Genomic DNA, 18,060 nt, shown 5'->3' on the forward strand with positions numbered 1-18,060 from the left:
TCAAGCCTTGCCGGGTCGTGCACGACCGGGCGTCGCGTTGACCTGACGGTTGGTATCGGCACGGCGCTCCTGGTGATCCACAGACCGGGTCCATTCCGGCGCCGCCGCATATCTGCTTGACTAAAATGTTGATATCAACATAAAGAGGTCATGTCAACGTTCAGCGATTCGCCGACACCCGTTCCCTACGAGACCACGCTTCTGGTCCGGGATCATTGTCTTTGCCTGCGGGCACAGCGCGCGGCGCGCGCCATGGCGCGGCGTTTCGACGAGGCGTTCCGCGGCGTCGGCATCACCAGCGGCCAGTTCTCGCTGCTGATGTCGCTCAATCGCCCCAAGCCGCCGACGCTCGGTTCCGTCGCCGAGCTTCTGGCGATGGATCGCACCACCCTGACGGCGAACATCAAGCTTCTCGAGAAACGCAGCCTCCTGACGGTGACGCCGGATCCCGCCGATCGACGGGCGAGGCTGCTCTCGCTGACGCCGGAGGGGAGGGCCGTCCTCGCGGAGGCGGTGCCGCTCTGGCACACGACCCAGGCGGCAGTCGAGGCCGCGGTCCCCGACCCGGATGCCGTGCGCGCAGGGCTGGATGCGCTGGCGTGAGAGCGAATTCCGCCAGCGGCCGACCCGTCGCATGCGGTGCGTCGGCGGCATGCGGCTGTCGCGAAGGTGGACCTGCTCTGCCGAAAAATGAGGTCTTCGGGCATGCACGGTGGTTCGCCGCCGGCGGTCCCTTGGATGCGCTCCCTCGCAGTCAGCCGCGGGGACACCCATAAGCACTGGGTTTCGGTGCTCTCACTGGCTCTAGAAACCGCGGTCGCGGCCCGATCTTGCACCGCCCTTGCCGCGGCAGGCAGACGGCGTCGTGAGACGGCTCAAGAGAGCTGACGCCGTGGGAACGCTCGCGGCACCGACGAAAGCATGGCGTTGCACACTTGTCGCGTCGGGCGAAATTCCATCCCTTGCCGGGGCGGACGGCGCCTGCGATCCCGGTCGCTTCAACCCGTGAAGGACCGTGATGCCGTCATTCCTGAAATCCTTCGGCCCGGCCGTGCCGCAGACGACACCCATGGAAGCCGTTCGGGCCGGAACCGGCGCCTTCATCGGTCTGGCGTTGTGCGGCCTGTTGGTGCTGGCGCCGACTGGCGATCTGCAACTCGGATTGTACCTGATCGCCCCGTTCGGTGCGAGTTCGGTCCTCCTCTTCGCGGTTCCGAACAGCCCGCTGGCGCAGCCGTGGTCGGCGATCGGCGGCAATACGATCGCCGCGCTGGTCGGCGTCGCGGTCTGCCTTCTTGTCGCCGATCCCGCCCTGCGCATCGCGCTTGCCGTCGGCTTGGCCATCACGGCGATGATCCTGTGCCGCGCCGTCCATCCACCGGCAGGCGCGGTCGCGATGACGGCGGCCATGAACCCCGAGACCATCGCCGAACTGGGGTTCCGCTTCGCCCTCACGCCGGTCGCCCTCGGCACCGCGCTCCTGGTTCTGATCGCCATCGTCTACGCGCGGATGACCGGCAGGCGCTATCCGTTCCGCCAGTTCGACGACCCGAACCCGCATGGAACGGTGGATCGCCAACCATTCGAGCGGCTTGGGCTGTCGAGCGCGGAGCTGACGAACATCCTCGAGCGATACCGGCAATCGTTCAATCTGGGGGTCGAGGATCTGGCGCGATTGATCGGCGCAGCGCAGATGCAGGCCGCGACCCACAGGATCGATCCGACCGTCGCTGCGGACTTCATGTCGCGCGACCTCGTCACGGTGGGGCCGGAAGCCTCGCTTGCAGAGATCACGGCGCTGTTCGCGCAACACCGCTTCACCTCGCTGCCCGTCCAGACTGCGGATGGCCGGTTCCTCGGCGTGATCCTGCAGATCCACCTGATCGTCTTGAGAGGGAGCGATACGCGGTCGCTGCTCGGCAAAGGGAAGCGGCGCCTGCGGGCGGAAGACATCATGGATACGGCAAGCCCGCGCGCGGCGCCCTCGACCCCGGTGGCCGCCTTCTTCCATCTGATGGCCGAAAGCCAGACCGATGCCGTGCCGGTGATCGAGGACGAGCGGATCGTCGGCGTCGTCACCCGCACCGATCTGATCGCCGCGCTCGCACACAGCATTCTGGCGCAATATCCGGCCGGTCGTCCTCAGCCGGGGTGAGAGGCGACCACGTCTGAGCGACAGGAAGGGGGTAGGCCGCTTCCACGGCGGGGCGCTTCTTGGGCTGATTTGCCTGGAGGTGACCGCCCTGAGGTCACCGTTGGCAGCGCCACAGGGCAGGCAACGCCTGCGGCCCGCATGTCCCGCGCCCGGCCGCGATGGCGACCGGGCGTCGGATCAATGGCGTTCCTGGTCCTCGGCGGCCTCGTCCAATTCGGGGCCGATCAGGTTCTCGCCGGGATTGCCGACGCGGACGCTGTCGGTGGCGTAGGCCTGGAAGGCCGGGACCTGCGCCATGGGCAGGACGAGCCCGGCGACCACACCGATCACGGCGGCGATCGCGATGCCGATGAGAATGGCCTTCAACGCGCGTCTCCCGTCGTCGGCGCTGCCGGCGCCGCGTTCTGCTGATATTGCAGGTCGAGCGCCGCCAGCGCGATCAGCGCCGGGGGCAGGTCGACGCCCGCGCGCCGCATCTCGCGGGTCGCGCCATGGCACCCGGCGATATCGTTGGCATCGGCCAGTGCCTGGCCTTCGGCGAGGGTCATGTCCGGCTGCTTCTTGGTCGCTTCGGGCGTCTCGGGGATCGGCGCGCTGAGACCCGAGGTCTGCGGCGCGTTGTCGGCATTGCCGGCCTTCGGAGCCGGCGCATTGGCGTCGCTGGGCGCCTCGACCGCGGCGCCGGCCTGGTTGGAGGCTTCCTGGGCCGAGCCCGACTGGTTGCCGTCGGGCACGCCAGCCGCCTGCTGCTCGTTCTCAGCCGCCGCTTTGCCGTTGCTTGTCGCCTGCTGCTGCGGCTGGTCCGAGGCCGCACCACCGGCGGGCTCCTGGTCCGTGCCGCTTTCGGCCGACGGCTGCGTCGCTGATGCCTCACCAGCCTGCGCCGCAGGAGCCTGGTCCGCGCTCGCCTGAGCGGCAGCCGGCTGGCCGGGCGTGGCGGCTGCGTCCTCGGCCGGCGCCGGGGTCAGGAACGCCACCAGCTCGGTGCAGATATTGGCGGGGCCGGACGAGGCCGTGTCCGTACCGGTTGCGCCGGGCGCCGGTGTCGCGGTGCCGGCATTCGCCGCGGGCTCTGCCGGAGCAGCCTCGACCGCCGGATTCTGCTCCGCCGGCTGCGTGCCGTCGGGCGCGGGCGCCTGCTGGGCGTTCGCGGCCGGAGCCTCGCTTGCCGCCGGGGCCTGCGGCGCTTCGGGGGTAGGCTCCGGTGCCGTCTGGGCGACGGCGGCCGTGGCCAGCGCCGTGGTGGCGAAGAGTAGGATGAGACTGTGGCGCATGGTGCTCACTCCGCCGGATGGGTTTGCGGGATCGGCTGCGGTCCCTTGGCGGTCTTGGCCTGCTCTTCCTCGACCCAGAGGCTGTGATGGGCGCGAGCCCAGGCGAGGTCGACCTTGCCGTTGCCCATGGCGTCGTAGGCGCCCTCCATGCCCAGCGAGCCGATGTAGATATGGGCGATGATGATGGCGATCAGCACCATGCCGACCGTGGCGTGGACATATTGCGCGATCTGCATGCCCTCGATGTTCAGCACCGAGAAGGGGAAGAGCATCAGGAGGCCGCTGATCGACAGGGCGAGGCCGCCCAGCGTCACCGACCAGAAGATCATCTTCTGACCGGCATTGAAACGGTGCGCCGGGGGATGCTTGTCGCCGACGAAGCCGCCAAATTCGCGGATCCAGCGAATGTCGGTGCGGCTGGGCAGATTGTCCTTGATCCACACGATGATCATGAAGACGAGGCCGACCATGAACGCCCAGGAGACGAAATTGTGGACGTATTTCGCCCAGTAGCTCCATGTCGAGAAGGCGTCCGGTCCGATCAGCGGGAACAGCAGCCGCTTGCCGAAGACGTAGTTGAGGCCGGTGATCGCCAGCAGGATGAAGGCGGTGGCGGTCATCCAGTGGTTCAGGCGCTCGAAGAAACTGAAGCGCAGCAGCTTGCGGCCGACCTCCGGGCTGTCCTCGATCATGATCCGCCCGCGCGAGAAGTAGAAGGCGGCAAGCGCAAGGACCATGCCGATGATGGCGATGGCGCCGATCCACGGCAGCCAGCCTTCATGGAAGCTCTGATAGTCGCGCCCCTCGGGCTGCTCGAGCACCGCGGCCTTGCTATCCGGGATGCTGACCCGGCCGCTGATCTGGCCGCCCTGCAGCGCGTTGAGGAGCTGCTGCTCGGTCGGCGCCTCGGCGGTGGGGTTCTGGCCGCTGGGATCGGCCTGCGCGCCGTCGGTCGGTGCGACGTCGCTCTGGGGCGCGAGATTGTCGTCGCCCTGCTGGGCGGCAACGGGCGTCGCCAGGAGGGCGAGCGCCAGGCCGCCGGCGGCGAGAATGCTGCGAAGCGTGGTCATCGTCGCCATCTCAGGCCTCGATCGTTTCGCGATAGGCTGTCTGCCAGCCCCAGGCCCCGGTGCCGTAGCCGCGCTTGGCGACCCGCTCCTTGTAGATCGTCGCGATGATGTCGCTGTCGCCGGCCAGAAGCGCCTTGGTCGAGCACATCTCGGCGCACATGGGCAGCTTGCCCTCGGCGATGCGGTTCTTGCCGTATTTGGCGTATTCCGCCTCGGAGCTGTCGGCTTCCGGACCGCCGGCGCAATAGGTGCACTTGTCCATCTTGCCGCGCGAGCCGAAATTGCCGACGCGCGGATATTGCGGCGCGCCGAACGGGCAGGCGTAGAAGCAGTAGCCGCAGCCGATACACAGATCCTTGGAATGCAGCACCACGCCGTCCTCGGTGGTGAAGAAGCAATCCACCGGGCACACCGCCGCGCAGGGCGCATCGGTGCAGTGCATGCAGGCCATCGACACCGAGCGCTCGCCCGGCTTGCCGTCGTTCAGCGTCACCACGCGACGCCGGTTGATGCCCCAGGGCACGTCGTGCTCGTTCTTGCACGCCGTCACGCAGGCATTGCACTCGATGCAGCGATCGGAGTCGCAGAGAAATTTAAGCCGCGCCATTGTCTGTCGCTCCCCTTATGCCGCCGCGATCTGGCACAGCACGACCTTGGTCTCCTGCATGCCGGTGACCGGGTCGAAACCGTAAGTCGTGATGGTGTTGACGGATTCGCCGAGCACGATCGGGTCGGTGCCCGCCGGATAGTGCTCGCGCCAGTCCTCGCCCTGGTAATGTCCGGAGAAGTGGAAGGGCATGAAGGCGACGCCGGGCGCCACGCGCTCGGTCACCAGCGCCTTCACCCGCGTCTTCGCGTCGTTCTCCGTGCCGTAGACCCAGACATATTGCCCGTCCTCGACACCGCGGGCGGTGGCATCGGCCGGATTGATCTCGACGAACATCTCCTGCTGCAGCTCCGCCAGCCAGCGGTTGGAGCGGGTCTCTTCGCCGCCGCCCTCATATTCCACGAGCCGGCCCGAGGTGAGCAGGATCGGGAAGTTTCCGGCGACGTTCCGCTCGATCGCGGCCTGCTGCACGGAATAGCCGATATTCGGGATGCGGAACTGCCGCTCGTCGGGCCGGGTCGGGTATTTCTCGACGAGATCCGGCCGTGGCGTGTAGATCGGCTCGCGGTGCACCGGGACCGGATCGGGCAGGTTCCAGGCGACCACCCGGGCCTTGCCGTTGCCGTAATGCATGACGCCGTGATCCATGCAGACGCGCTGGATGCCGCCCGAAAGGTCCGTCGCCCAGCTCACCGCGTCGACCTTGTCGCCGCCGACCCGCTGGATCGTCGCCAGCTCCTCCGGCCGCAGGTCGGCGTCCCAGCCGAGCTTGCGCAGGATGCCGTAATTGAACTCGGGATAGCCGTCGGTGAGCTGCGAGCCCTCCGAATAGGAATCCTCGGCCAGCAGCGTCTCGCCGTTCCGCTCGACGCCGAAGCGCGCGCGGAAGGTGCCGCCGCCTTCCCAGATGGGCACGTCGGTGCGGTAGAGGATCGGCGAGCCCGGATGCTTCATCTCCGGCGTGCCCCAGCACGGCCAGGGCAGGCCGTAATATTCGCCGCCGACTTCCGGCGTGTCGGCCGGCGCGCGCAGGCTGACCAGGTCGAACTTGTCCTGGTTGCGCATATGCGCCTTCAGCCGCTCCGGCGACTGGCCGCAATAGCCGGTGGAGAAGCCGCCGCGATTGATCTCGCGCAGGATGTCCTCGGCCGAGACCTTGCTGTTCTCCACCGCAATGTTCTTGAACATCCGGTCGGCGAAGCCGAGCTTGACCGCGAAGTCGTGGATCACCGCGTAGTCGTCGCGGGATTCGAAGGCCGGCTCGACGATCTGCTCGCCCCATTGCAGCGACCGGTTCGACGCGGTGCGCGAGCCGTCGGTCTCCAGCGAGGTGGCGATGGGCAGGAGATAGGTGCCGTTGCGGCGGCCCTTGATGGCGCCGAAGGTGGTGGCATGGGGGTCGGCGACCACCAGCAGTTCCAGCTTCTCCAGCGCCTGCAGCATTTCCGGCATGCGGGTGACGGTGTTGCCGCCATGGCCCATGATGAACATGCCGCGCAGCGGCGAGCGCTGGTCGATCTCCTCCGGCGGCATGCTGACCGCGTCGAACCACCGGGTCGAGGTGATGCCCGGCGTCTCCATGTTTTCCTTGCGGGTGCGCGGCTCGCGCCCGCCCTTGGCCGGGACCTCGTCGAAGCGGCTCTGCAGCCACTCATATTCGACTTCCCAGACCCGCGACCAATGCTTCCAGCCGCCCTCGGTCAGGCCGTAATAGAGCGGCAGCGAAGTGACATCGAGGCCGAGATCGGTCGCGCCCTGCACATTGGTGTGGCCGCGGAAGATGTTGGCGCCGGTGCCCGGCTTGCCGACATTGCCGGTGGCCAGGCACAGGGTGCAGTAGGCGCGCACATTGGCGGTGCCGACCGTGTGCTGGGTGGCGCCCATGCACCAGATCAGCGTCGAGGGCCGCTCTTGCGAGAACAGATAGGCGACATGCTTCAGCTGCTCGCCGGACACGCCCGAGACCCGCTCGACCTCTTCCGGCGTCCACTTGGCGACTTCCTTGCGGACCTCGTCCATGCCGTAGACGCGGGTGCGGATGAACTCCTTGTCCTCCCAGCCATTCTCGAAGACGTGCCAGAGAATGCCCCAGATGACCGGGATGTCGGTGCCGGCGCGAAGGCGCAGATATTCGGTGCCGTGGGCGGCGGTGCGGGTGAAGCGCGGATCGATGACGATCAGATTGGCGCGGTTCAGCTCCTTGCCGGCCAGGACGTGCTGCATCGCGACGGGATGCGCTTCCGCCGGATTGCCGCCCATGATGATCATGGTCTTGGCGTTGCGGATGTCGTTGTAGGAATTGGTCTGGGCGCCGTAGCCCCAAGTGTTGGCGACGCCGGCCACGGTGGTGGAGTGGCAGATGCGGGCCTGGTGGTCGACCGAGTTGGTGCCCCAGAAGGCGCCGAACTTGCGGAACAGATAGGCGCCTTCATTGGTGAACTTGGCCGAGCCGAGGAGATACATGGCGTCGGCGCCGGAATCCTCGCGGATCTCCAGCATCTTGTCGCCGATCTCGTCGATCGCCTGTTCCCAGGACAGCCGCTGCCACTGGCCGTCGACCAGCTTCAGCGGGTATTTCAGCCGCCGGTCGCCATGCACGATCTCGCGGATCGCGGCGCCCTTGGCGCAGTGGGTGCCGCGATTGATCGGGCTCGACCAGCTCGGCTCCTGGCCGGTCCAGACGCCGTTCTGCACCTCGGCGGTCACCGTGCAGCCCACCGAGCAGTGGGTGCAGATGTTCTTCTTGATCTCGATCGGCACGCCGGGCATCGGCGCGCTGACCGCCTCGGCCTTCTGCACGGCGCCGGGCATCATGGAGCCGAAGGCGGCGAGGCCGCCGACGGCGAGACCCGACTGCTTCAGAAAGGCGCGGCGATCGAGTCCGGCAGGACGGGTCGACGAGACGGAAGAACAGAATTGGCCGGGCTGACCGGCCTTGCGTTTGGTGAGCATGTCCGCCTCACTTGTCCTGCAGCGTTTCGTAGCCGTTGGTCCGGTAGAACGCCTGAACGTCCGGGCTGTCGGGCTGATATTTCGGTTGGGTCTCGTCGGTCCCCGGATCGTAGGCCTCGGCCTCGTCGACGAAGGCCGGCGCCGTCACGGCGACCGCGGTTGCCGCGCCAGCCGCACCCGTGGCCTTGCGAAGGAAGGCGCGTCGATTGAGATCAGGCTTGTCCGTCGCCATGGTCGTCTCCCATTTCCCTGCCGGCGCGCGGGCCGTGCAGTCGTTTCGCGGCACTGTCATGCGACCAGCGCCTGCGACTCGGTCTCGATTGTCATGAAGCTGCGGCCGACACGGCCGACACAGCGGTAGAAATCCGCCGACCGGGCCGTTTCCAGATCCGCGAAGAAGCGGCCCATCCACGGCTGCATGTGGCGGGCGAAAAAGTCGCGGGCAGCGCCCTCGGGGGCCTCGAAGCGCCCGTCGATCAGCCCGGCCATGGTCTCGCAGAGGACGCCGACATGGTCCTCGAGCTCGACGAGGGAGCGGGAGCGTTCGATGCCCAGCCGCGCCAGATCCTGCCGCAGGCGGGCCAGCGGCTTCTCGCGCAGGAATCCGGTCAGATAATAGGAGCCGTAGGGCACCAGTTCGCCGCGGCCGACACCGATGAAGAGGTCGAAATACTCGCGCTCCAGGAGTGCCGGATCGGCCCGGCGGGCGGCCTCGGCCAGCGCCGCGTGGCTGCGCCCGAGGGGGGTCGCGTCGCCGCTGAGGCCGGCGACCAGCGCCAGCGTCTCGGCGCTCGGTTCGCGGGCCATGAGAACGGCGAGAAGGCCGTAATGCTGGACCCGGAACTGGTCGACCGGATCGAGCGCCGCGCGCAAGGGCGCCGTCGCCGTTGCGGCAACGTCGTGAGCGCTCGGTTCGGAAGGCCCGTCGGTCATCGTGGCGCTTTCATGGGTGTCCGGTTACCCGTTGATCTGGAACGAGAACCTAGATGGTTCCGGGGTTTGTGCAAGCCTCTTTTGAACCATTCCAGTTTCGTTGACGGCTATTCAAATCGGCAGCGCGCTGCCATGTCGCAGCGGCCGGTTTCGCGGAGCTTGCTGAGCTGTTTCCGCAGCGGTTTCGGGCATGGTTTCGGGCGTCTCCGGTAGAGCCGAATCCTGTGGGCCGGACGCGGCGGAAACCGTTTCGTTCGGCCCCGCCTGCGCAGCGTCGGCCGAGGTCATGGGCGGCGGCGATTCGGAGGGGGCGCTTCGATCCGCCGCGACAGTCTGCTCCGCGGCCTCGGCCTCGGCGGGCGCAGCCTTTTCGCGGCCGAAGATGTCCTTGACCATCTGCTTGACGTCGGTCGTCGCCGACAAGGGCCCGGAGACCGGCACGCCACCGGGCACGTTCCAGTCCCAGGCATAGTCTCTGGCGTCACCGACATAGTCGCGGATGGCGGGATCGAGCGACCAGAGCCGCCGCATGGCGCGGTTGCGCAGGGAGGCCGGGACGCCCTTGCGCAGAAACGCCGTCATGTCCGACGCGGCGGTCAGATCCTCCGGATCGGGCAGCGCCGCCAGTTCCTCGGCGGTGATCGGCGCATCGACAGCGGCCTGCGGTGCGTCGCCCGGCGCAGCGTGCTCAAGCGATACGCCAGCGGCCTCGGCGTCGGGGCCCGCATCCGCTCCGGCGGCGGCCGTGCGGTCCGCGTCGGCGACCTCGCGCTTGCGCTGAGACCAGCGGGAGAGGAAATCACTGCTCAAACCGGTCGTCCTTGCCGTCCTGTTCGTGCTTCCTGATCTGCCGCAGGGAAAACTAGCCTGCGATCCGAGCGGGTCGAGGGTGTGGGCCGCATCAATGTCGGTGGCCGTCAAAATCTGTCGGTGCCCGGTGATCCTCGGCAAGGCGCGGCTTCGGCCGGGCGGTGCCGGCATAGGGGTCGATCCCCTCGTTCAGCACCGCCTCGACCCGGCAGTCCTCGCACATGCGGATCGCGTCCAGACGGCGGGCATTCTCGCCGGCGAACATCCAGTGCTTGCCCTCCAGCTTGGCGATGATCCGCTCGATCGTGCTCTTCGTGCCGAAGGGCTTGGCGCAGCGAATGCAGCAGAAGGGCTCTTCCTCCTTGAGGATCTGCCGCGGTGCGTTCCAGGCGGTAAAATCGAGCGTCGGCTCCAGGGTGATCACCTGTTCCGGGCAGGTCGCTTCGCACAGGCCGCACTGGACGCAGGCGCCATGGGAGAAGCTGAGCAGCGGCCGGTCCTCGCTAGCCGACAGCGCACCGGTGGGGCAGGCGGTCACGCAGGCATGGCACAGCGTGCAGCCGTCGGTCTGCACATGAACCTTGCCGAAGGGCGCGCCATCCGGCAGGGCCACCTGCTCGACCGGCGCCGGCGCGACCCGGTGCAGCATCCGCAGGCTCAGCTCTAGAAGCTCGCGCTTGCTGCCGGCCGGGGCGAAGCTGGCGGGCGCCGGTGCGGCATGGCCGAGCGGCAGGGCCGCGAGTTCGGCGAGCATCTCGTCCGGCGTATCGGCATGGAGGATCCGGCAGGAATCCTCGCCATAGCCGAGCGCGGCCGCAAAGGCGCCGGCCAGATCGACGGTCCCGGCAAGGGTGGCAATGCCGTTCCGCGGCGCGCGCCGCGCCAGGATACCGATGCCGGCCGCCCCGTAGGTGAACGCCGCGGCGAGGCTTTCCAGCCCGATCTGCTTGATCTCGTTGACGGCCATCGGCAGCACGTGGGCCGGCAGCGTCGGACCGGCGGCGTCGATGAGCGGCTGACCGACATAACCGTCATGGAAGAGGACGACCGGGTCACGGCCGCCCGCCGCCCAGTAGCTGGTCAGGAGCGTCCGCAGGCGGTCGAGTTGCATGTCGACCGTCGGCAGCGTGTAGGAAGCCGCGCCCGTCGGGCACACCGCGGCACAATTTCCGCAGCCGGCACAGACATAGGCGTCGATCGTCACATGCTCGCCGGCCGGGGCGATCGCCTCCATGGCGCAGGCGTCGAGACAACGGGTGCAGCCGGTGATCGACGAGCGCGAATGGGCGCAGAGCTCCTTGCGGAAGGCGATATATTGCGGCTTCTCGAATTCGCCGACGAGCTCGGACGCTTCGGCGATCGCTGCGTCGAGGGCGGCCGGGTCGGCGACATCGGCGCGCAGATAGCCGTCGCGCGCCTCATGGGCCGGAAACAGCGGCGGCCGGGCCGCAAGATCGAGGATCACGTCGCAGCGCGACACCGCGCCGTCGCGCGGCAGCGCCATGCCGTCCGGCGGCATGTAGCCGTCCACGACGGCCTGATAGGCGCCGAAATGCCCGCTGGCGCTGGCGATGCGGCCGCGCGCCACCGGAAATGGCAGGCCATCGGGCACCGGCGTCAGGCCGCCATCGTCGAGGAGTACCGTCACGTCGAGGGACGCTGCCAGCCGCAGGCCCGCATCGATCGCGGCCGCGCCGTCGCCGCAGATCAGGATGGTGCCGTCGCTGACGAGGGACAAGATCGGCGGCTGCGCCGGGGGCAGGGCGGCGAGCGCCGCCTCGGCTGTGTCGCGGGGGCCGGTATGGGCTGGCGTATCGGTCACGATGGACGCAATCCTTCGGGCGTGTACGGCATTTCAGGCAGCCGGTTGTCTCACCGTCCACCGTTGGCGTAGAACGATTTTAAACTGGCGCAAGTCAATAGTATCACGTGGTTTTTTCATGTCGTCGCCATCGACCCTCGGGCTCGATCACCGCTCGTTTCGCGGCCTTGTCTCCTCATCTGGAACCCGCAAGGCGGGCGGCCACCGCCCTTGCGTCTTCCGCACCGGTCCCGATGCGCCGCTCCGCCTGCGGCGTTTTCCCGCGTCAAGGCGTTCCCGGGCGCCGGATTGGTATGAGGCGGGGCGGCTGGACAGCGATGGGCCGATGCGCGATGGGGAGCGCCGGCCGCTCGCTGCGGCCATGACGCCGCCGTTACGGCGCGCGCCGCAAAGGGGGCCCCATGGCTTTGAAACTGCCGCGCACGATCCGCATGGACCCGTCCGACGCCTTCGTCTTCACGGACGCGGCCGAACCCGGCGAATGGGCCGTCAGCGGCACCTTCCGCTTCTGGAACCGCGACGTCGCTTCCCTCGAGGGCAAGGAGCGCCAGGCGTTCCGCTCGGGGCTTCTGGGCGTTGCGAGTTTCGGCTGGTCGACCCTGGCGATCGTCAGCGAGGCGAGCGAGGCCGAGCGCGACGCGGTGGTGGAGGAACTGGCCCGTCATCTCGTGACCCATCTCGGCGCACCGGATGTCGCCACCGCCCGGCCGGCGGCGGAAGAGGAGGTGGCTTTTGCCGCCTCGCTCTGCGACCACCCGGTGAACACCATGCTGGCGGTGCAGCGCAGCGTCGAGAATGGCGACATTCGCGAGCGCTTCCGCACCCTGCATCGGCGCGAGGGCGCCGTCGACCATTCCCGCGCCTTCGGCTTCGTCGAGATCGACGAGGACGACGACGCCTATGCCGAGCATGTGGACATCCGCACCCTCGGCAAGACGCAGCCATGAACCCGGACGCTGGAGAGACGAGATGAGCGAGTTCTGGGTATCCTGCGGCCATCAGCTTCTCGACCGCAATGCGTCGGGCCATCTGCTGCTGACCGACGAATTCCTGAAGGCCTATTTCGCCCGGCCCGAACTGGTGCCGCCGCCCGAGGCCTGCGCCGCCGAGCTGGCGCTGCATGCAAGCCTCTTGGCCGATCCCCGCCGTCCGGTGAGCGAGGCGGAGATCGCCGGGCTCGACGATGCGGATGCGCGCGAGAACTGGCAGGTGATGCTGGCCTTCCGCGACCGGCTCATGGCCGCGCCGACGCTGGAGGCAGCCTATCTGACGCTGGTGCGCGGCGACATGTCCGGCACGCCGCATCTGTTCGTGAACCAGCTCGCCCAGGTCGTTCTGCGCAACGCACTTGATGGCTGCGCGGACCCGTTCGTCCTGCGTTCGGCCGAGCTGTTCTTCCGGCCGCAGCGGGCGAGCGTCCATGACGGCGCCCTGCTTCTCGCCGATGCCGAGATCGTCGAGATGCAGGAGCAGGATCGCCATGCCTCGCCGCTCCTGGCGATGTTCGCCGAGCCGACGGTGAGCGAACTCGACGTCCTCGATGCCGAGAACGCCGCCTCCTATTTCCATCGCGACGAAGCCTTCGAGCTGGTGCTGAGTTTCGCTTCCGGTCCGGCCGCGCGGGCCGGCCTGGCCGAGGCGATCGAGCGCTGGATCGCGCATCTTCTCGGGGTGCGGGTGAAGGTCGAGCCGGTCGCCCGCGTGGATGACGACGACTGGGCCTGGTTCGTCGGGCTCGACGCCGAGGCCAGCCGGATCGGCAACCAGGTCTGGCGCGGCGATACGGTGGCCCCCGCCGATCTGGAGAAGATCATCGGCATCTTCGCCCTGACCTTCGCCGATCCGGCCGAGGCACTGCCGGCCATCGGCGCGCGGCCGGTCTGGCTGTTCCTCGCCAGGCCGAAGGACGGCGTCGTGCGGCTGAAGCCGCAGAACCTTGTTGTCGGCCTGCCGCTGCGCTCGCCGGCGGAGGTGGCGTGAGCATGGATGCGCCGACCTTCCGCGTCGGGGTGGTGGTCGAGCGGCGGCCGTCGAAGAGCCCCTGGGTCGACCATGCCTGGCGCATCGTGGCGATCATTCCCGAGGCGATCGGCACCGAGCCGGGCCATGTCCTCGGCCACGACGGCGAGGCGGTGCTGCTCTATGCCGGCGCGCGGTCGGTAGAATTCCACCGGGTCGAGACCGGCAATTACCGCGACAATCTGACCTCGGGCAGCCCCGGCCTCTGGGTGACCCTGGCCCTCACCGACGAAGAGCCCGGGATCCGGCTCATCTCGGTGACCGCCGATCCGGCCGAGGGCGAATCCCTGACCGAGATCGGCGATCTGATGGTCGAGATCGCGCCGATGCCGCCGGAGATCGCCGAACGTCTCGCCGCTTTCGTTAAAACCCACCATGTCGAACGCGTCTTCACCAAGCGCAAGCGCCAGTAACCCTCTGGTTGCGCACGGATCCATGCTCCGGGCCGTCGAACCTTATCCTTCGGTGGCTAAGCGTCCGGGAACCCGCGCACGGGGAGGGACATTGCTGCGCAAAACGCAAGCCAGGGAGATCGACATGGCAGGGAAAACCGGCATTATCGTCGCCATCGGCGTCGTGCTCTTCATCATTGTCGGGGTGATCGGCTTCTACGGATCCGAAGCCTCGAACGCGCCCGAAGGCGACATCGTCAACTACGAAGAACCCGAGGTCGAAGGCTAAACCGTCTGGACTGCACGGTCGGTTTGCAGCGTCACGGCTGCTCCACGCTCAAAAAATAGGCGTGCCCGGTGCGAGGCAGAAGTGCTTGACTCGGCCTCGCTCCCTGCTACGCTGACCTGACATACCGGCCTTGTTCGCCGGACGGCATTCGAGCCCCGCCCGCCCGTCGATTCCTGTCGACGGGCGGCGGGGCTTTTTTGTGGGATCGACGTGACGCAACGCATAGACATCGGCATTCTCTACTCGCGCTCCGGCAACTACCAGTTGCTGTCGGACGCCTGCCGCGCCGGCGCCATGAGCGCCATCGCGGCGGTCAATCGCGACTCGGCGCTCGGCATCGAATTCGTGCCCGTCGAGCGCGACCCGCAAGGGCAGGTCGATCGCTATGCGCCGCTCTGCGAGGAAATCCTGCGCGACAGCGGCGCCCGCCATGTCATCGGGTGCATCACCTCCTGGAGCCGCAAGGAGGTCATCCCGGTGCTGGAGAAGACCGGCGGGACCCTCTGGTATGCCTGCCCTTACGAGGGCTTCGAAACGAACGACCACGTCGTCTACATGAATGCCTGCCCGAACCAGCATCTGGTGCCGCTGCTCGGTCATGTCGTGCCGCGCTTCGGCGCCGACGCCTTCCTGGTCGGCTCGAACTACATCTGGGGCTGGGAGACCAATCGCGTCGCCCGCGATCTGGTTGGCGATGCCGGCGGACGCGTCCTCGGCGAACGCTATCTGCCGCTTGGCGATACCGACGTGTCCCGGCTGATCGACGAGATCCGGGCGACACGGCCGAATTTCATCCTCAACCACCTGATCGGCCCGTCCTCCTATGCCTTCTTCGCGGCCTATGACGAGCTGGCGCGGGAAGATCCGCATTTCGCCGCCGCGTCCTGCCCGATCCTCTCCTGCAATCTGACGGAGATCGAACTGCCGGCGATCGGCGCCGCGGCAGAGGGCCATATCGCCGTCGGGCCGTATTTCCACGACAGGGCAAAGCCCTGGCCGAGCCAGGCCACGGACCCGGCCTTCACGTCGCGGCCCTCGTCCTTCTTCGCCGCCGCATACAGCGCCGTTCTCGTCCTTGCCGACCGGCTTGCTGCCGATGCGGGGGCGGCGCGCCGCATTCCCGACTTCACCGGCCGGCGGTTCGCCACGCCCTTCGGCGAAATCGCGATCGACCCGCAGACCCAGCATGCCAGCCTGCCGATCCGCATCGGTCGTGTGCGGGACGGCGGGTTCGACGTGGTGGAGGAGAGCGCGCAGCGGGTCGATCCCGACCCCTATCTCTCGCGCTACGATCCGGCGCGGATCTTCCCGCGTCCTTCGCTGCGAGCCGTCTCGTGACCCGCCGCAGCCGTATCCCCAATCTCGGCGGGGCCAGGGCCTTCGTGCTGCACCCGCCGCACGCGACCACTGCCGCGCTGGTTCGCCAGCTGGCGGCGATCGGGCTCGATCCCGTCGAATGCTGGCCGGACCTGCCGGCCGACGCGCTGGCGGCCGACTTCATCTTCTTCGACGCCGATCTCGGCTATGACGCGCAGTTTCCGTGGACGCCGGGCGAGGCCCCGATGCCGATGATCGCGCTGATCGGATCCGAGGCGCCCGGACGCATCGAATGGGCGTTGTCGCACGGCGCCCACTCCCACCTCGTCAAGCCGGTGGCCAATTCCGGCATCTATTCGGCGCTGCTGATCGCCCGGCAGGGCTTCGAGGCGCGCCGGAGCCTGGCCGACGAGGTTCGCGGCCTCAAGGGGCGGGTTGCCGAACGCCAGACGATCGTGCGCGCCGCCGTGGCGCTCAGCGCTGGCGGTGTCGGCGAGGAGCGGGCCTATGCCCAGCTGCGGGCGCTCGCCATGAGCTGGCAAACGACGATGGAAGAGGCGGCACGCCGCGTCCTGGCACTCGAAGAGGGAGGTCGCGATGAGCGCAGAACTCGTCTCTGAGCCGACGGCGCCCGTGGTGGTCGCAAAGCCGGCCGGCGTCCTGGCGCAGCTGCTGCGCCGGCCCCTGGCGGTGATGGGCCTCGTGCTGATCGTCGTCACGGTCGTCGGCGCGATCGCCGCGCCCTGGCTGACCTCCTACGATCCGAACGACCAGCTCTTCGACGGGCTGACGCTGCAGGGCGCGCCGATGGCGCCGGGCGGCGCCTTTGTCCTCGGCACCGATCTGCTCGGCCGCGATCTCCTGACGCGCATGCTCTACGGCGCCCGCACATCCCTGATTATCGGCATCGTCGCCAATGGCGTCGCACTGATCATCGGCACTCTGGTCGGCGTGACCGCCGGCTTCTTCCGCGGCTGGATCGGGGCGGTCCTGATGCGTTTCACCGATCTGATGATGGCGTTTCCGGCGCTGCTCCTGGCGATCTGCCTCGCCGCCGTGCTGTCGCCGAGCCTTTGGATCGTCGCGATGGTGATCGCGCTGGTCAACTGGGTGCAGACCGCGCGCATCGTCTTCGCCGAGACCAGCTCCCTCGCCGAGCGCGAGTTCATCGACGCCGAGCGCTCCATCGGCGCCTCGACGCCGCGGATCCTGTTCCGCCACATCCTGCCGCACCTGCTGCCGACGATCATCGTCTGGGGCACGCTCGGGATCTCGACCACGGTCCTCCTGGAGGCGACCTTGTCCTATCTCGGCGTCGGCGTGCAGCCGCCGACCCCGTCCTGGGGCAACATCATCTTCGAGAACCAGACCTATTTCCAGGCGGCGCCCTGGCTGGTGTTCTTCCCCGGCGCGGCCATCCTGGCGCTGGCGCTGGCCTTCAACCTCGTCGGCGATGCGATGCGCGACATCCTCGATCCCACCCAGCGGGGGCGGCTGTCATGATCGCCTATCTCGCCCGTCGGCTGATCCAGTCGGCCCTGATCCTGCTCGGCGTGTCGCTGATCACCTTCGCGCTGCTCTATCTGCTCCCGGCCGACCCGGTGCGCCAGATCGCCGGCCGCAGCGCCACGGCCCAGACCGTCGAGAACATCCGCCGCGAACTCGGCCTCGACCAGCCCTTCCTCGTCCAGTACGGCCGCTATCTGCTCGGTCTCGTGCAGCTGGATTTCGGGCGCTCCTATCTGCAGCGCTCGGAGGTTTCGGAGCTGATCGCGGCACGGCTGCCGGCGACGCTGCTGCTGATGCTCGGCGCCATCGTCTGCGAACTGGTGCTGGGCCTGACCATGGGGCTGGTGGCGGCCCTGAAGCGCGGCTCGGCGACCGACCAGACGCTGATGGTCGGCTCCTTCGTCGGCGTCTCGGCGCCGCAGTTCGTCGTCGGCCTCCTGCTTCTCTACGTCTTCGCGGTGCGCCTCGACTGGTTCCCGATCGGCGGCTACGGCACCTTCTCGCATCTCGTCCTGCCCTCGGTCACGCTCGGGATCCTGGGGGCCGGCTGGTACTCGCGGATGATGCGGTCCTCGATGATCGATGTCCTGCGCCAGGATTACATCCGCACCGCGCGGGCCAAGGGCCTCGCCCGCTACACCGTGTTGTTCCGGCATGCCCTGCCCAATGCGATCCTGCCCGTGATCGCGATGATCGGCATCGACATCGGCCTGTTCATGAGCGGCATCGTCGTCGTGGAAAGCGTCTTCGGCTGGCCCGGGATCGGCCAGCTCGCCTGGCAGGCGATCCAGCGCGTCGACATTCCGATCATCATGGGCGTCACGCTGGTCTCGGCCTGCGCCATCGTGCTCGGCAATCTGCTCGCCGATCTCGTCTCTCCGTTCATCGATCCCCGGATCAAGCTCCAGTGA

At 68.1% G+C, this 18,060-nt stretch carries 19 protein-coding genes; 10 read left to right on the forward strand and 9 right to left on the reverse strand.

Annotation, left to right across the window (positions count from 1 at the left end; genetic code table 11):
• Window positions 1-150 precede the first annotated feature (150 nt).
• Both H9Q09_RS08595 and H9Q09_RS08600 read left to right on the forward strand, forming a co-directional pair.
• Window positions 151-603: a MarR family transcriptional regulator gene (locus tag H9Q09_RS08595; protein WP_187390697.1), complete on the forward strand. Its 453-nt coding sequence runs from the start codon at window positions 151-153 to the stop codon at window positions 601-603.
• A gap of 415 nt (window positions 604-1,018) precedes the next feature.
• The gene (locus H9Q09_RS08600; RefSeq protein ID WP_187390698.1) at window positions 1,019-2,155 is read left to right on the forward strand and encodes an HPP family protein; all 1,137 of its coding nucleotides are present in this window, start codon (window positions 1,019-1,021) and stop codon (window positions 2,153-2,155) included.
• A 177-nt stretch (window positions 2,156-2,332) separates the two neighbouring features.
• Here H9Q09_RS08600 and H9Q09_RS08605 read toward each other — a convergent pair whose 3' ends face one another.
• From H9Q09_RS08605 to H9Q09_RS08645, 9 genes are all read right to left on the reverse strand, one after another.
• Window positions 2,333-2,521 (reverse strand): hypothetical protein, encoded by a 189-nt coding sequence (locus H9Q09_RS08605; RefSeq protein WP_187390699.1) that lies wholly within the window; start codon window positions 2,519-2,521, stop codon window positions 2,333-2,335.
• Entirely contained in the window at window positions 2,518-3,429 is a 912-nt protein-coding gene (locus tag H9Q09_RS08610) for a hypothetical protein (protein ID WP_187390700.1), read from the reverse strand. The genes H9Q09_RS08605 and H9Q09_RS08610 overlap by 4 nt, the downstream gene beginning before the upstream one ends.
• A 5-nt stretch (window positions 3,430-3,434) precedes the next feature.
• The gene (locus tag H9Q09_RS08615) at window positions 3,435-4,508 is read right to left on the reverse strand and encodes a formate dehydrogenase subunit gamma (protein ID WP_187390701.1); all 1,074 of its coding nucleotides are present in this window, start codon (window positions 4,506-4,508) and stop codon (window positions 3,435-3,437) included.
• A gap of 1 nt (window position 4,509) precedes the next feature.
• A complete protein-coding gene (fdh3B, locus tag H9Q09_RS08620; protein ID WP_009210530.1) occupies window positions 4,510-5,106 on the reverse strand; it encodes a formate dehydrogenase FDH3 subunit beta in 597 nt (198 codons plus the stop codon).
• Window positions 5,107-5,121: 15 nt separating this feature from the next.
• Complete coding sequence (locus H9Q09_RS08625; RefSeq protein WP_187390702.1) at window positions 5,122-8,058, reverse strand: formate dehydrogenase subunit alpha; 2,937 nt, start codon at window positions 8,056-8,058, stop codon at window positions 5,122-5,124.
• A gap of 7 nt (window positions 8,059-8,065) precedes the next feature.
• Window positions 8,066-8,350, reverse strand: a complete 285-nt coding sequence (locus H9Q09_RS08630; protein ID WP_348646290.1) for a twin-arginine translocation signal domain-containing protein — start codon at window positions 8,348-8,350, stop codon at window positions 8,066-8,068.
• Window positions 8,347-8,991 carry a molecular chaperone TorD family protein gene (locus tag H9Q09_RS08635; RefSeq protein ID WP_187390703.1) on the reverse strand — a complete coding sequence of 215 codons (645 nt, stop codon included), beginning with the start codon at window positions 8,989-8,991 and terminating at the stop codon, window positions 8,347-8,349. Before H9Q09_RS08635 ends, H9Q09_RS08630 begins: the two co-directional genes overlap by 4 nt.
• Window positions 8,992-9,102: 111 nt before the next feature.
• The gene (locus tag H9Q09_RS08640; RefSeq protein ID WP_246716067.1) at window positions 9,103-9,912 is read right to left on the reverse strand and encodes a DUF3306 domain-containing protein; all 810 of its coding nucleotides are present in this window, start codon (window positions 9,910-9,912) and stop codon (window positions 9,103-9,105) included.
• The gene (locus H9Q09_RS08645; RefSeq protein ID WP_187390705.1) at window positions 9,893-11,623 is read right to left on the reverse strand and encodes a 4Fe-4S dicluster domain-containing protein; all 1,731 of its coding nucleotides are present in this window, start codon (window positions 11,621-11,623) and stop codon (window positions 9,893-9,895) included. The genes H9Q09_RS08640 and H9Q09_RS08645 overlap by 20 nt, the downstream gene beginning before the upstream one ends.
• A 401-nt stretch (window positions 11,624-12,024) precedes the next feature.
• On the opposite strand from H9Q09_RS08645, the gene H9Q09_RS08650 reads away from it, so the two are divergent.
• The 8 genes from H9Q09_RS08650 to H9Q09_RS08685 all read left to right on the forward strand — a co-directional run bounded on the left by H9Q09_RS08650 (window position 12,025) and on the right by H9Q09_RS08685 (window position 18,060).
• Complete coding sequence (locus tag H9Q09_RS08650; protein ID WP_187390706.1) at window positions 12,025-12,570, forward strand: DUF6505 family protein; 546 nt, start codon at window positions 12,025-12,027, stop codon at window positions 12,568-12,570.
• A 22-nt stretch (window positions 12,571-12,592) separates the two neighbouring features.
• The gene (locus H9Q09_RS08655; protein WP_187390707.1) at window positions 12,593-13,603 is read left to right on the forward strand and encodes a DUF6352 family protein; all 1,011 of its coding nucleotides are present in this window, start codon (window positions 12,593-12,595) and stop codon (window positions 13,601-13,603) included.
• Window positions 13,604-13,605: 2 nt separating this feature from the next.
• Window positions 13,606-14,055, forward strand: coding sequence for a DUF3305 domain-containing protein (locus H9Q09_RS08660; RefSeq protein WP_210315280.1), 450 nt, complete (start codon window positions 13,606-13,608; stop codon window positions 14,053-14,055).
• A 91-nt stretch (window positions 14,056-14,146) separates the two neighbouring features.
• The gene (locus tag H9Q09_RS08665; protein WP_187390709.1) at window positions 14,147-14,323 is read left to right on the forward strand and encodes a hypothetical protein; all 177 of its coding nucleotides are present in this window, start codon (window positions 14,147-14,149) and stop codon (window positions 14,321-14,323) included.
• Between the two features lie 210 nt (window positions 14,324-14,533).
• Window positions 14,534-15,661: a transporter substrate-binding protein gene (locus H9Q09_RS08670; RefSeq protein ID WP_187390710.1), complete on the forward strand. Its 1,128-nt coding sequence runs from the start codon at window positions 14,534-14,536 to the stop codon at window positions 15,659-15,661.
• A complete protein-coding gene (locus H9Q09_RS08675; RefSeq protein WP_187390711.1) occupies window positions 15,658-16,260 on the forward strand; it encodes an ANTAR domain-containing protein in 603 nt (200 codons plus the stop codon). The genes H9Q09_RS08670 and H9Q09_RS08675 overlap by 4 nt, the downstream gene beginning before the upstream one ends.
• Entirely contained in the window at window positions 16,238-17,143 is a 906-nt protein-coding gene (locus tag H9Q09_RS08680; protein ID WP_187390712.1) for an ABC transporter permease, read from the forward strand. The genes H9Q09_RS08675 and H9Q09_RS08680 overlap by 23 nt, the downstream gene beginning before the upstream one ends.
• Window positions 17,140-18,060, forward strand: a complete 921-nt coding sequence (locus tag H9Q09_RS08685; protein ID WP_024350125.1) for an ABC transporter permease — start codon at window positions 17,140-17,142, stop codon at window positions 18,058-18,060. Before H9Q09_RS08680 ends, H9Q09_RS08685 begins: the two co-directional genes overlap by 4 nt.

Origin of the sequence: Aurantimonas sp. DM33-3 (genome assembly GCF_014334315.1) — a bacterium.
Lineage (GTDB): Bacteria > Pseudomonadota > Alphaproteobacteria > Rhizobiales > Rhizobiaceae > Aurantimonas > Aurantimonas coralicida.

Excerpts from the sequence above, each read along its gene's own strand:
- H9Q09_RS08595 (WP_187390697.1), top strand. The coding sequence starts at position 151 with ATGTCAACGTTCAGCGATTCGCCGACACCCGTTCCCTACGAGACCACG.
- H9Q09_RS08660 (WP_210315280.1), top strand. The coding sequence starts at position 13,606 with ATGGATGCGCCGACCTTCCGCGTCGGGGTGGTGGTCGAGCGGCGGCCG.
- H9Q09_RS08630 (WP_348646290.1), bottom strand. The coding sequence starts at position 8,350 with ATGACAGTGCCGCGAAACGACTGCACGGCCCGCGCGCCGGCAGGGAAA.
- H9Q09_RS08610 (WP_187390700.1), bottom strand. The coding sequence starts at position 3,429 with ATGCGCCACAGTCTCATCCTACTCTTCGCCACCACGGCGCTGGCCACG.
- fdh3B (WP_009210530.1), bottom strand. The coding sequence starts at position 5,106 with ATGGCGCGGCTTAAATTTCTCTGCGACTCCGATCGCTGCATCGAGTGC.
- H9Q09_RS08615 (WP_187390701.1), bottom strand. The coding sequence starts at position 4,508 with ATGGCGACGATGACCACGCTTCGCAGCATTCTCGCCGCCGGCGGCCTG.
- H9Q09_RS08625 (WP_187390702.1), bottom strand. The coding sequence starts at position 8,058 with ATGCTCACCAAACGCAAGGCCGGTCAGCCCGGCCAATTCTGTTCTTCC.
- H9Q09_RS08600 (WP_187390698.1), top strand. The coding sequence starts at position 1,019 with ATGCCGTCATTCCTGAAATCCTTCGGCCCGGCCGTGCCGCAGACGACA.
- H9Q09_RS08685 (WP_024350125.1), top strand. The coding sequence starts at position 17,140 with ATGATCGCCTATCTCGCCCGTCGGCTGATCCAGTCGGCCCTGATCCTG.
- H9Q09_RS08655 (WP_187390707.1), top strand. The coding sequence starts at position 12,593 with ATGAGCGAGTTCTGGGTATCCTGCGGCCATCAGCTTCTCGACCGCAAT.
- H9Q09_RS08650 (WP_187390706.1), top strand. The coding sequence starts at position 12,025 with ATGGCTTTGAAACTGCCGCGCACGATCCGCATGGACCCGTCCGACGCC.
- H9Q09_RS08680 (WP_187390712.1), top strand. The coding sequence starts at position 16,238 with ATGAGCGCAGAACTCGTCTCTGAGCCGACGGCGCCCGTGGTGGTCGCA.
- H9Q09_RS08635 (WP_187390703.1), bottom strand. The coding sequence starts at position 8,991 with ATGACCGACGGGCCTTCCGAACCGAGCGCTCACGACGTTGCCGCAACG.